This window comes from Nocardia sp. Root136, from assembly GCF_001427185.1.
In the GTDB taxonomy this organism is placed as follows: domain Bacteria; phylum Actinomycetota; class Actinomycetes; order Mycobacteriales; family Mycobacteriaceae; genus Nocardia; species Nocardia salmonicida.
Map to the genome: position 1 here is coordinate 338,516 of NZ_LMFE01000007.1, position 14,197 is coordinate 352,712.

The 14,197-nt window shown below is 69.9% G+C and carries 3 protein-coding genes; all 3 read right to left on the reverse strand.

Annotation, left to right across the window (positions count from 1 at the left end; translation table 11 throughout):
* Positions 1-10: 10 nt before the first annotated feature.
* Genes ASD42_RS18675 through ASD42_RS18685 form a run of 3 tightly spaced genes read right to left on the reverse strand, consistent with a single transcriptional unit; the run spans position 11 to position 14,054 of the window.
* Entirely contained in the window at positions 11-13,231 is a 13,221-nt protein-coding gene (locus tag ASD42_RS18675; RefSeq protein WP_056818356.1) for a WXG100-like domain-containing protein, read from the reverse strand.
* Between the two features lie 11 nt (positions 13,232-13,242).
* A complete protein-coding gene (locus ASD42_RS18680) occupies positions 13,243-13,713 on the reverse strand; it encodes a YbaB/EbfC family nucleoid-associated protein (RefSeq protein WP_056818358.1) in 471 nt (156 codons plus the stop codon).
* A complete protein-coding gene (locus tag ASD42_RS18685) occupies positions 13,710-14,054 on the reverse strand; it encodes a hypothetical protein (RefSeq protein ID WP_056818360.1) in 345 nt (114 codons plus the stop codon). The genes ASD42_RS18680 and ASD42_RS18685 overlap by 4 nt, the downstream gene beginning before the upstream one ends.
* Between the last annotated feature and the right edge of the window lie 143 nt (positions 14,055-14,197).

The following is a 14,197-nucleotide window of genomic DNA, read 5'->3' on the forward strand; positions in this document are numbered from 1 at the left end:
CATCGGCCGCTCAGCCACCGAAGATCGTGGCCCGGCGAACCGGGTCGGCCAGCACATCGCGGACCATCAGTCCCAGATCCATCTCGGGCGGCACCGACCAGTAGATCAACTCGCAGCGCACGACACCGGCGACGACCACCGCGAGCCTGGTCTGTCGCTGCTGCGACTGCGCCCACTCCACACTCACCGACCCGTCCAACTCGATCCGCTGCCCACCGACCCGCAAACCCAACCGGCCCGCGTCCCGGTAGAACACCACGAAGACATTACCGAGATCGGCGAAGAACCCGCCCAGTGCGAGACCGCCACCGGCCGCCGCGAACAGCGATCCCGTCACTGGATCGAACTGCGCCTGTCCCCCGTTGCCGAAGTAGGGCTGCACGAAAACCGGCACATCGGCAGGGTTTTCCGCATGGTACGGACGCTCGGGCATTCGTCCGGCTCCCCGACCCCCGCCACCTTGCTGAGGCGACATGGGCATCATCGGCGGCATCATCGGCGGCTGGGCGCTCTGCTGGTACTGACCGCCTGCCGATGCCCGCGGTCCGGCGGACCCGGAATCCGCGGGGGTATGCCATGGCGGATAGGCGGGCAACGGGGAACTACCGGGACCAGCTCCGCCCGGCGCCCCATACCCCTTTCCGGTGGGCGGTTGCGCGGAGCCAGGGCCGCCCGCTCGATACTGCGGAGCTTGCCCCGCCGACTGATACCCAGCGCCCGGATCACCCTGCGGGTAGTACGGACCCTGCCCGTTCGCGGGATAACCGGACCCCTGCGACTGCCCGTTCGAGGGGTAACCGGACCCGTGCGGCAGCCCGGTCGACGGGTAACCCGTACCCTGCGGCTGCCAGTTCTGCGCATAGCCGGACCCCTGGGGGTATCCGGGAGCCTGCGACTGCGGCGAACCGGATGGATACTGCGATGCAGGCGGCTGCTGCGGGTACCCGGGAACCTGGTGCGGCGAACCGTACGGGTACTGCGGCTGCGGATACTGCGGGCCGGACGGCTGCTGCGGACGACCGGACTGCGGTTGCTCGGCGCCGTGCCCGTACGACGATTGTCCGTAGCTCGGCTGGGGAGGCGGACTCCCCACCCCCTGCGACTGACGCGCATCACTCTGTGGGCGTGGATCATTCGACTGCCCATGGCCGGATCGGGACTCGTCGCGGCCCCCATCGTGATCTTTGATCGCCGACTCGGGAACCGGCCAGCGCGCGGGCTCACCCGGCAACGGGACCGACAGGTCGTACTCGTACTCGTGCGGCGGATGCGGAATATGCGAGCGCATCGCGTGCCACGGCACACCGTGTCGATCGGTGGACCCGGAGGTGTCGTCATCGTCGGTGGACTCGGGATTCGGCGGCGGATCGTCGCCGTCAGCCGGATCGTGATCGCCGGAGACCGGCGGTGCATCCGGATCGGCGCCGACAGACGAATCGGGTTCGCCCGACACGCCCCGCTGGTCGGGAGCGCCTTCGGCGTGGGCGGCCGCGTCGGGCGTGCCGAGGTAGCGCCCGTCGAGTTCGTCGAAACGCCGACCGATCTCACGCTGAGCGGCATCGAGATCACCGGCGATACGGGCCCGCTCGGCCATATCGGCGCTGACCCGATCGAGGTGGTCGAGCAGTTCCCGATGCACCGCTTCGGCTTCGGCCGCGCGGCGGTCGAACTCCGCGTCGATGCGCGCGAGTTCGCGGGCGAGCACGGCATCGATTCGGCCGCGGGCATCGGTTTCGGGCACAGCGCCCGCGATGTCGTCGATCGCGGCGATCGGCGCGGCCAGCGCGGCGCGGGTCTGCTCCATTCGCTCGATGGTTCGGCGCAGATCCGCCTCGGCCTCCGCGGTGAGCAACCGATGGTGCTCGTCGAGCGCGGCCAGCTCGTGATCGACGGCCGCCTGGTAGCGCGAGGCCTCGTCTCCGTCGGCACGATCACCGGCCCCCATCCAGTCGACGCCGTCGCCCTGGTCACCGCGCGGCGGAGTGTGGTCGGCCTGCTGGTCGGACTCGGACTCGCGCAACCGTTCGGTCAATCTGCCGAGCAGTCCACGCCGTTCGAGCGAGTCGAGGCTCGCGGTGCCGTCCTGTAGAATCCGGGTGACGGCGGCCTCGATGGTGTCGGCGTCGGCGGCCCAACTGCCGGGCAATCGACGGCCGATCACGTCGGACGGGTGTCCCTGCGCGGTCGGCGGTGCCAGACGCCAGTTTCCGTCACCGTCGCCGACCAGCCACAGGGTGAACGGTCGCCCGCCGAGCTCGATGGTTCGCGCTTCGTACTGCGGTGTCGGTCGCGCCGGGTGCCCGTCCAACGGTGGCATCGTGAGCTGACGGGTATGCAGTTCGTGCGCGACAGCGGCCGGGTGCGTCGGACCGTACCGATCGGGTTCGGCAGCGTGCAACTGGTGGCCGATCGCCGTGAAATCATCGGCGAGCATCGAGACCAGCACGCGCCGCCGCCCGTGCAGGAAGCTGTCGGCGAACACACTCTGATCCTGGAAGCCGTTGGGGCCCAACTGCTTCAGCCATTCATCGAAACCTGTCCGGATCCGCCCCTCCCCGCGCAGGCTCAGGTAGCGAGCCAGCGCGTGCGCCACTGCTTCGTTGCGGTCGGGAGCCCGGAACGGCCCCTCGGCCTGCGACGCGGGAATATCGCGCAGCGACGGCCGCCCACCGGGACCGACCACCGGCACCTCGTAGCTGAGCCGATGTGACCGGTCCCAGAGCACATTCGAGTATTCCGGGTGGATGATGGCCAAGTCGTTGAGCACCCGCATGTGCTCACCGGCAGGCGCGACGATCACCAGGCGGCGGTAGGCGTCCCCCGCATAGGGCGTGGCGAGGGCGACGTAGTCGGTCAGGCGTTGCGCCTCGGGATGGCGTTGCAGGTACCGGTTGAGCGCCCGCACGGCCAGCGCGTCGGCCGCCGCGGGGTCCGCCAGGGCCGCGCTGTCGAGCGCGACCGGGTCGTCGGCGCGCAGCCGGTCGGCGCCCGCGTCGACCGGCTGTGGACGACCCCACCGCGGCTCGCCTTCGTGCAACCCACCGTGCACCAGGTCCATGGCGACCTGCGCGGTATCGATGCCCGCCTTGTCGAGGTAGCGACGCACCGCGGCCCGACCGGCATCCGCGGCGACCCGCTCGGGTGCAGGCGCATCGGGCTTACGCTCCGCGACCCGCTCGGCTTTACGAAGGGCTTTGTCGTGGGCGGTGGCATAGGCACGTTCGGCGGGACCGACCGGGATGTACTCCCCCGCGATGCGCAGCGCTCGGAAGGTCTCGATCTCGGTGGTGAACTGATCGGCCAGCCGCTCGCGGCGCTGCGGGGTATCGCGGGCGATCGCGGCCAGATCGCCCGGCTGATCGCTGGCCGGAATCCCATGTGCCCGATCCCAATTCGCACCGTGATGATCAGCGAGGCGGCGACCGTCGACAGTCGGCGCCAGCTCGGCGATCGACGCCCGCAGCGCACGCACACCCGCTCTATGGGCCGCGCCGTGCACAGCGGACGGCGTCGCGGTCATGTCCTTGCCGATCCGCGCGGCCAGCTCGGACGCGCGCTGATACTCGGCGGCGTAGGTCCGAGCGATGGCGTCGCCTTGTGGCACAACGGGATTGCCCTCGTCGCCGCGGGTGAACGCCCACGCCAGCCCGTGCGCTTCGGCCGCGCGATCGAGCATGGTCGCGACGTATTCGTCGCGCGACATCGTCAACCGTTCGATGCTGTTGTCGGCGAAGGTCCTTCTCAGCTCGACGGTCATCGCCGCCCTGACCAGTTCCCTTGCCTGGTCACCTCTTTCGCCGTTTCGATCGAGAACGGCTTCGTTGGTGACCGGGTCGTAGCCGATCCTCGCGTCGGGCTCGGTGCTGTAGCGGATCGCCACGGCGTTGTCGGCGAGCACCTGGGCCGCCCAGCGCCCCACGGGGTCGCCGTCCAGTTCCGCGAAGACGCCGCGCAGCTTCCGCTCGCCGATACCGTCGAGCTGCGGCGGCATCCGGTGCTCGACAAAGCGCGAGCGTGGGGCAGGTTCGGCCGGGATGTGGGTGGCCGGCGCGTCACTGACATAGAGCACACCCGTCGCGTCCCCACGCACGGTCACCGGCACACCGAGATCACCGCGAACCGCCGCGGTGAGATCGACGACCAGCCGTGCGCGTGCCGCGGTGACTTCCGCGTGCCGGTGCGTCAGCGCGTCCAGGACGTGCACTTCTTCGGTGAGATGCGGCATGAACACGTGGCGAACGCGTTCGAGCAGGAGATCTACCGTCTCGCGTCGGCCGGGTCCGAGTTCGTCGTCGCGGATGTTCATCCGGTCCTGCAGCCGGGAAGCCACCCGCTGCCAGTCGGTTTCGATGCGATGCAGTTCGCGGACCGTCGAAGCCTGCGCGCGCACCAACCCGTCGACGGTACGTGCGTGCGCCGGCGTCGACGGCACGTATTCGCTCAGCCCGGGCGGCGGGGTATGCGCGCGTGCGTTGTCCCATTCCTGGCCCGCGATATGCCGGAAACCGCGCCCATCATGCGGAAAGTCGGCCGCGTCGAACCGATCGCCCGCCAGCAACCGATCGACGCCTGCGGTCCGGCCGAGATCGAGGAGCCGGTCGCCGTCGATGCCGGGATCAGCCAGGCGGGCAGCGACTACGGCCTCGTCGAACGCCGCCAGATACGACGCTTCCAGATCCTGCCGGTAATGGCTGTCGATCAGATCGCGCAGCGGTCCCGCCGACACGTCATAGCCCGCGTCCGACATTTCGCGATGGAATTCCGCCTGCCTGCCGAGCGCCATCGCCTCCGCCCGCAACCTGGCATCGATATGGGCGTCGCGATCGAGACCGGCGATGCGGGCCGGGGCCACCTCGAGCTCACCGGCCAGCACCGCGTCGGCCAGCACTCCCGCCCGGACGACGCCCGCTCCCTGCGCGATCTGGCTGCGCCCTTCGGTGCCGATCACCACCGACATCGTGCGGCCGTCGAAGTGGTCGGCACCGTCGACTTCGAGGGTTTCGGGCGTGAAACGGATCGCGGCGTCGGCAGTGGCGAGCGATCGCACGGCCCGCGTGCCGAGATCACTGTGGGCGAGGACATCCCGGACTTCCGATGCCGCGATGTCGGTGGGGCTCGTCCGCCAGGTCGCGGGTTGTCCCGCGTTGTCGTCGCCGTAGCGGGGTCGCGGTTCGGGGTCACCGCCCATCCAGTCGACATCGTCGTCGGGGGTGCGGGCATTGTCGGCGGGCGGGGTCTTCGGCGGATCATCCGGGTCGGCGGGGGTTCCCGCGTCCGGCTCCGGGTCGTCACCGTCGTCGCGAGCCCGGTCGAGCGACTCCGCGCCCTGCTGCTGCTGCGCGTCGTCGAATTCCCGCATCATCCGCAGATGTTCCGCTTGCGCGGCGAGCTCGTCGGCGACCTGTTGCAGGTGGTCCATCGCCGCCCGATGCGCGGCCTCGGCTCGCGCCTCGCGCTCCTCGAATCCGGCTGTCATCCGGTCGATTTCGCGGGCACGAGCGGCATCGATGAGCGCCGTCGCGTCGGGGCGCCCATCGAGACCGACCACCGGATCACGCAGCCCATCGAGCACTTCGGCCAGCCGGTCGAGGCGACGCTCCGAATCAGCATCGGCATGCTCGGCGATCTGGCGCTGCGACTCGGTGAACAGCTCGAGCTGGCGGGTGACCGCGTCGCCGAACCGCGCAGGCACCGGCCTGCCGTCCGCCGCGAGGTCAGCACTGTTGTCCGGTGGCGTCGGATCGGGTTCGGCTTGATTAGGCAGCGTCGAATCGGGATCTACGGAGCCGCCCGGCGGCCCGGCGATCGGGTCAGGCGCTGGTGTCTGCCCAGCCGGTAGCGCCGGTCCGGGCGTCGTCACCGGGCCAGACGGAAGCGCCGGGTCGCCCGACGGCGCGGGCGGCGGGGTCGACGGGGGCGGGGTGGGGTCGAGCGCGCGTGGACCGTCGGATTCGGGCGCATGTCCGGGCGTCGGCTCCGCCGCCGTAGGTCGGTAGAACTCGTCGCTGAGTTGGACGAGTCGATCGATGAGCACGGCACGGCTGCGAACCTCGCCCCGCAGCGCGTTCAGCTCCGCTTCCAGCTCCTCGCGATCGAGTCCCGCGTGCTGCTCGGGCTCGGTGGCGCGGAAGTTCTCGTACGCGTCGGAATAGCCCTTCTCGTCCAGCGTGGTGAGGTCGAGCCCGACCAGTCGCATCCAGTCCGAGTTCGGCTGCGGCCGTTGGTCTCTCGAACCCGGCATCGTATCGGCGCCGAAGGCACGATGGGCGTTGTCGGCCAGCAACCGGGCGAAGTCGAGTGGGTCGCCGTCGGGGAACGCGGCCGCGATCACCTCGCGCAGGGCATGGATCGCCATGGGGTCGAAGATCGCCAGCGGGCCGAGGCGACGCGGGTCGGCGCTGCGGTCACCGGCCGCCACCTCGGAGTACGGGTCGATCCCGATCAGCGTGGCCGCGTACTCCGCCAACGCGGCCGCGATCGCCGGGTTACTACGCTCGCGCTTCCTGACTTCCTTGAGCAGCTCCTTCCAATCCAAGGACTCGGGATCCGGCCCGCGATCGAGCCGACGGGTCTCCTCGTTGGCGGTGACCGCTTCCGGTTGCAGCGCCTCCGCTTCCAGCCCGAGAGCGCTCGTGAGCTGGACGTGCGCGGCATCGACCTTGTCGGGGTCGACCCCGCGCAGTTGTGCGGCATATTTGGCGAGAGCCTCGTATTGCTGCCCACGTAGGGAACGCGGCTGGGTGCGGTCGGCCAAGAGTGCACCCAACCGATCCGCGGTCAGTTCGGCGGCAGTGAGCTCGAACGTGTCGGCCAGGCGACTGTGCGCGTCACTGACCGATGAGTATTCGCCGAACGCCCTCGCATAGCGCGCGAAATCGGCCATCCCCTCCAGCATCGCGGCCCGCACCGCATTGTCGACCCGCAGTTCGGCGACCACGTCATCGATGCGACGCACATCCAGCTGTCGATGCCCGAGCCCGAGTTCCTGTGCCACATCGACCAACTCGGTCAGCAACGCGGCGCGCGTCGGCGGCAGCGGCTGCGGCCCGCCGAGTGTCGCGCCGGGTTCGGGTGCCTGCACCGCCCGCCACTCACCGTCACCGTCACGCAGCATCGTGACCACCAACTCGCGACCGTCGCTGGTCTGCCGGATCTGCCGGACGTCAGGTGTCGCAGCGGGATCGAGGTGGATCGTGCCGAAGGCGTCGACGCGCGCGGTCCGGAACTCCAGTTTCAGTGTGCCCGCGGCGAGTTCGTCGGCGAGGTGGGGATGGTCGGCGAGCACCTGCGCCAGCGCGCTGTCACGGTCCAGCGTCCCACCGATGACCAACAGCCGGTCCGGCTGGCCTTCGCCGAGCGGCATCCGGGCGACCTGATCACCAAAGGTCGAGCCGACCGCGTCGTCGATGATCCGCAACACCGGTTCGGCCGCGGCGACGAACTCACCGAGTCGCTCGGCCCGCAGCTGCGCCGCCGCACGCAGATCCGCGATGATCGAATCCCGCTCCGGCCCTCGCATCGCGGCCGGGTCGACTTCGAAATGCCTTGCCCACGTAGCCAATTCGTCGAGCAGCTGCATGCGCCGGAACCCGTTCTCGAAGATCGCGCGCTGCGCCGAGTCGCCGCCGGGCTCGGTGCCGAGCTCGCGAAATACCGGCATCGGATCGGAGCCGTTGCCCACCGGGCCCGCGCTGATCAACGCGGTGTTGCTGCCGAACGCGGTCATCAATTCGCGCAGGAAGTTGCCGAGCGCGCTGTCGTTGTAGGCGAAGGTCAACTCGCCGAGCGGAACAGCGCGACCCGGCCCGCCGAGGTCGTCGAGCTGAGCGGGCAAGGAGTCACCCTCGGGCGGCGGCGCCGAACTCTCGAGCTCCGGTTGCCGGGTGCCGCCGTCGAGCGCGGCTCGCGGTTCGGGGTCGGACGTCCGGACATAGGGAACGGTGCCCTCGATCTCGGCGCGCCGGGCCGCAGCCGCCAGCCCTTCGACCGCCGCGGCGTCCCGCCAAGCCAGGTAGGTCTGCTCGTCGACCACTCGGCGCACGGTCAGCGGCGACTCGTCGGGGAGGGTGAAACCGAAGCGCGCCGCCAGCCCTGTCAACGAGTTGTCGGCCACGGGCAGGTGCGAAGAGTCGGGCGCGGGCAGCGGCTCGGCCCACGACGGGAGCTCGCCCTGCCGCAGCGCGTCGGCGTCCTCGAGCGAGATCAGGCCTCGCATATCCAGGTCGTCGATGATCTGGCGCCGCAGTTCGCCCTCGGCCCGGTCGAGCGCGTGCAGGAGCAGGTTCCGTGCCTCGCCCCTGGACATGCGCCGGGTGTCGAGTTGGTCGAGCGCCATCGTGCGCAGCTCCGCCGGATCGCCTTCGGTGAACCACGGCTGATAGGGCGTGCCGTCGTCGTCGTTGACCGGCACGTGCTCGCCCGCGACCTCGGGCCGCAGCGAGGAGAAACGACCAAGGATCGGTGCGTGGACGCGGCCTCGATAGAAGGTGATCGCCGTGGTGACGAACCCGGGGCCCATGACCGCGTGGCCGGAGTCCGGCGCATCCCGGAATTCCTGTTGGCCGGGCGGCGGCGTCGGACCATGGTGGATCGGGAGCTGGGGCCCCGCGTGCAGCTGCGGCAGCGCCTGCGCGCCATCGCGCAACGGCGTGAAGCCGTCGATGCCGTGCCCCGCCACGTGATCGGGATTCGCCCGACCGATGAGCCGGTCACGCAACCGATTCAGCATTCCGCGTAGCCCGGTCGCGGGTACGGGAGCGGGCGGCTCCTCCGGTGTCGCCGGGGTGTTGTCCGGCCTGGTGGCGAGCCGCCAGGTATCCGCACCCTCGGGCTCCACCCGCACAGGAATCGACTCACCGTCGACCGTGACATCGACGATGCCAGGCTCGTCTCTGCGCACCGGCGACGCCTCACCGGGTTCCCCAGGGGGCAGCGCGTTTCCGTCACCCTCGCCGGGCTCGGGGGCGCCCGCGGGCGCGAGTGGACGCGTCGGTGGCTTGTTCGCGCCCCCGGACTCGTCGGCCGCAGGCGGCAGGTGCTCGCCGTCGTCGTCATCGCGGCGGCTGCCGAGCCAGTCGATATCGTCGTCGGAGACGCGGTTTCGTTCGCCGTCTGCGCGATCGCGGTTGGCCGGGTCGTCGGACCGAACGCGCGCCGCGTCGAGATCGCTTGTCGTTCGAAGGTTCTCGGCCTGCGCGGCGAGATCACGACGGATCTGGTCGATGCGGTCGAGCACGGTCCGATGCCGCGCCTCGGCCTGTTCAGCGCGCCGCATGGCGAACTCGGTGTCACGCGCGAGCTGATCGGCCGACACGTCATCGATGCGCTGAGGCGGCGACACCCGGTCCTGCCCCTGGTCGAGGCTGTCGGGCCGCGCGGCCAGTTCTCGTTCGACGCGGGTCAGCTGATCCAGAGTCCTCGCCAATTCCGCATCGGCCTGCCGAGCCAGTGCGTCGAGCCTGGCATTCGCCTCGGCCAGCGTCGTATCCGCTTGCTGGGCGAGCGAATCGGCGTCTGGCCCGTCGAGGCGAGCGACACGGTCGGCGAATTCGGCTCCGGCGCTGTCCAATTCCTCGGTGAGCCTGCGATGTTCGGCCGTCGAGCCGTCCATCTCCTGCCGTGGCGTGACTCCGGCATCGGGCGGACCGGTGATCGCCGGGTCCGGCTGTGGCGTGAGGACATCCAGGCCGACCAGCGATTCGATCACCCCGTCGGCATTGCGCCGCACATGATCGAAAGGTGTGAAATCACCCGGTGGGTAGCGGTTCTGGTAGCCGGTCGCGCTGTCGGTGCCGGCGAGCAGGTTGGTGCAGTTGGCGCAGCACGGCGCGAAGATCCGCACACCCTTGACGAACATCGGGGAGTTGATGATGTCGGGGAGCGCGTCGACGTCGTCGCGGAGATGACTCCACTCCGGCGTCTGCTTCAACCGGGCCCGATCGTGCAATATCTGGTTCGTGGTCTTGACTTCCGCGTGGGCCAGCGGTTCGTCGGGGTGCGGCTGGGTGAAGGTTTCCGGGTCGTCGCCGCGAGTGTAGGAGCCCGCCCGCATCTCGTTCAGGCGCTGGTTCAACGTCGGATGCACGTCGACATCGGCGATCACGTCACCGACGCGGCCGTTGGCTGCCTCGTATACCCGCCCGGTCGCCCGGTCGATCCCGACCGACACCACCGCGCCCTGCGCCTTCTTGCTGAGCACCTTGTCCTTGGCGGCCTGCACGAAATCCGCCTGCCGTTCCAAACCGAGCCTGCGCACGAAATCGGCGACCGGCTCCCCGTCGACGTGGGTGATCAGCCCGTTCTCTCTGGTCGTGTGCGCTGGGTCGAGCACGCCGAGCAGGTGGGAATCGGTACTCGGTGGTGGCGGCACGGCCATCGTCGGCAGATCGGGATCAGGCCGCAGGAACGAGGTCGGCTCGACACGTGGTCCGTCCTCGCCCATCACGTCGAGGCCGTGCCGCCAATCGGCATCGTTGTTCAGATCCACCGGGTCGCGTGCGGGCGGCGCCGCTGAATCGCCGTCGACCTGCGGCGCCACCTCATCGGGGTCCGGGAACACACGCCACTCGCCACCAGGCGCGAGCCGCACGGGTGAGTCCGGACTACGTGGCGCACCAACCGGTTTCGTCGGCGCCAGCACGGGCGCGTCGATCCGGTCGGCGATGTATCGCGCCCACCCGTTGTCGTTACCGCTGTGGCACGACACCAACCGCACCGGCGTGCCTCGCACATAGTCCGGGTTGAGCAGGATCGCGTCGACGATCTGCTGCGGATGCACCTTCGACCGGTCACCGGGAATCGGCGCGCCGTCCTCGGAACCGTGCACGATGACGTCGTGCATGCCCTCGTTGCGCAGGTTCTGGCGTACCCGATGGGTGCGCGGATCGTCGCCGATGGAGGTGCTGTGCGGGCCGTACACAATCCCTTCACCGTTGGGCAGGTAGCTGTCGAAGATATCGCGCACCTGGGGTTCGTCGATCGTCTCCGGGTCCGGTTTGCGGCCGCTGCGCATTTCGTCGCCCGCGCCGCGGTTGGGGCCTGCACCGTCGGATCGTGTCCCTGCCTGCGCCGCCCCCGACGTCGGCTGCCCGCCCGGTGCCACCACCGGCAGGATCGGCGCGACCGTATCGCTGCGGCCGGCCCGCAGGCCCGCGCCGTCCGGCGTGACGGGCCCCGCGGCGCGCTGATCGGGGGCACCCGCCCGGCTTTCCGCGTCCGGCCTCGCCATGGATCCGTCGCCGATGCGCGGCCGTTCGGTGGAGGACTGCGGCGGCGCGCCGCGGGTCTCGGGCGCGCCTGCCCTGACCTCGTCGACGCGGGACTGATCGGCGCCGAGCGTGCGCAGTTCCGGTGCCGGACCCGAGCGCGCGGGCGTCGTCTGCGGCCCGCCTGGCTTCGCTTCGCCGCCGCCCTGCGTCGCAGCGGGTGCTTGACCCGTATTCGCCGGGGTCGCGGCCGGTTGAGCCGTATTGGCCGGTGCGGCGGCCGGTTGACCCGTGTTCGCCGGGGTGACGGCCGGTTGAGCCGCGTTCGTCGTGGCGACGGGCGGTTGACCGGCAGTCACCGGTGCGCCGTACGCGGCCCCGGTGGCCGCGGCCGTGCTGGTCGCACCGGCGGCGACCTCGGGGCCGTCCGCACGGGCGGGATGGAACCCGTTGTTCTGCGACCCGGGCTGCGTAACCCCGTCGTCGCCCCGCGTCGCCTCGCCCTGTTCAGGCAATCCGGCCCGATGATCGTCGCCGCGCTGGACAGGCGAATCCGACTGTCCAGCTGCCTGATTCGTGTCATCACTCGCACCGTCTCGACGCGGACCACCGTCATTGCGCGCCGGGGCGCCGCCCTCGCCCCTGGCGGAATCGCCCTCGGCGCGCGATTCGTCGACGCCCGTCTTCTGGGTGTTCTCGCCGGAACCTGCCCGCGCGCCATCGCCAGGATTCGTGGCGCCCTCACCCGGATCGGTGGCCGCCGCGGGCCGCACCGCCGAACCGTCGCCGGGTCCGCGGCCACTCTGTCCCGCGGTGTCGTCTCGCTGCTCGCCCCTCGTCTCAGGGTCGTCCCCGCGCGCCTCGCCTTCCGGGCCCGCGCCGAGCTCCTCCTCACCCGCTGCGCGCGCACGCGGTCCGCCCTCCCCCTCTGCCCGACCACCAGGCCCGTCCTCACCAGTCTGTCGACCGCCCGCACCCTCACCCGCGCCGATGTTCCCGAAATCCCCGAGCAGTGGATTGACCCGGTCGGCCAGACCGGAGCGGCCGCTCATCCCCGGTGCCATGTGCTGCCACGCGGTGTTCGCACCGACCTTGTTCACGCCCGACATGAAGCCGTTGCTGGCACCCGCGGTGAACATCAGTGGGTCGATCGAGCTCAACGAGTTCTTCGCGTTGTCCCATGCCGTGTCGAGGTCGAATCGGTAGGCGTCGATGCCGAACTGGGTCGCGGTCGCGGCGGCCAGCCCAGCGCCCGCGCCGACCAGCCCGGCAGCGGGGCCGGTGATCGCCGACTGCAACCACTTGTCGGTGACGCCGTTGTTCTTGAGCCACTTGCCCAGGGCTTCGCCCGCGGGGCCCGCCGCCGCACCACCGGCAGCCGAACTGATCGCGGTCACGATCACCTGGTCGACATTGATCTTGTCGCGGCTCCCCTTGTCGACCTGCCACTGCTGGACCAAGTACTCCTGCATCGTGCCGAGCGTCGCGTCGATCGCGACGTGCCTGGCCAGGAATTTGACGATGGTGTTGGCCGCGGCGCGCGCGACCCACCGCATGATCGCGGCCGTGGCGCGCTCCCCGATGAGACGCACCGCGATCCTGGTCGCGGCGATCGCGAGGCCCTCCACCAACAGCGCCGTCGGCGGCCACAGCCATGCCGCCGCCAGCTCCGCGGCCAGCAGGAGCAGCGAGGTCCAGAACATCATCTTGGTGTATTCGATTTCCATGGCGACGCCGTCGACCGATTCACCGACGAGGTCGAAATACTCGGCGAGCTTGCCCAGCGACTGATCACCGCTGCGCATGCTGTCGAGTGCCTTGGTCATCTCCGCGACGCCCTCACCGGACGGATACGCCTTCAGCGAGGCGGTTTTCGCGTCATCGATGTCGGGCAGGATCGCGCGCAGCCCCTCGGCGGCGGTCCGCCAGTCCTGCGCCAGCGCCCACATCTCGGTTTCGTCGCCGTCTGGCCACTCCATCCCCGCGACGATCTTGAGCCAGCTCAGCTCATCAGGCAGCTCGATCATGCGAGGCTAGGTCACCAGCTCGAATCCGTGGCGGCACTGGATCCGCCACGATTGCCCTGATCGTCGTTCCCGGCCAGTCGATCTCGTGCCTTCGGCGGGTCGAGCGACGCCTCGACCGGCTCCGGGATCCGCAGCTGCGGCATGCCGTCGACCAGGTCGCTGAGCTTGGGCATCCGCGCACGCTGCTCATGGAACGGTGCGGTCAGCTCCGCGGTCTTGCGGGCGACCTCGGCGGCGGCCTGCTGCGCGGCTTCGGTGACCGCCTTGGCGATCTCGGCATAGTCGAGGTCATCGATGTCGGCGGCGAACTTCGTCTCGATCACCCGATTGTCGGCATTCACCGTCACCGTCACCCGTTTGCGCACGGTAGCGGTGCCGATGATCTGCGCGCGCTCCTGCTGAATTCGCGCGATCGTGCGCAACTGCTCCTGCACCCCGTCCATCACGGTGTGCAGGTCGGACCTGGCCTGCTCGTTGGTCATCCGCGCCCGCCTCGGCCGCGTAGGCCGTCGCGGTTGCCCTGCTCCATGTCCCTGAGCAGCACCGCGCTCTCGTGCTGACCGGTGGAGAGATTCTTCATGCCGGTGGCCATGCTGCCCGCGTTGTCCACGGTGTTCTCGCGCGAGGATTCGTAGCCGTTGTCACCGTCCGGGCCGCAGAAGAAGTTGCGGCCGAGGGTGTCCGAACCCCAACATCCTTCACGACTCGATGTCGACGTGGCCAGCGTGTCCAACACGCCTTGGATCCGATCACGGACGCGGCCGGTCGCGTCAGCGGCCTTGAAAAAAAGGCCGGAATCGAACTCGACATTCTCGTCCGTCATCGGTAGCCCACTTCCAGCGCCCGTACGGCGCACCGCACCAGTTCAGATCGTTCAAGACGACACTCTGACTGTAAGGCGAATTCCGAGTGACGGCAACGTAAACAGACCTATGCAGCGCGGATCGCGGTGCCGGAGAGCACCTT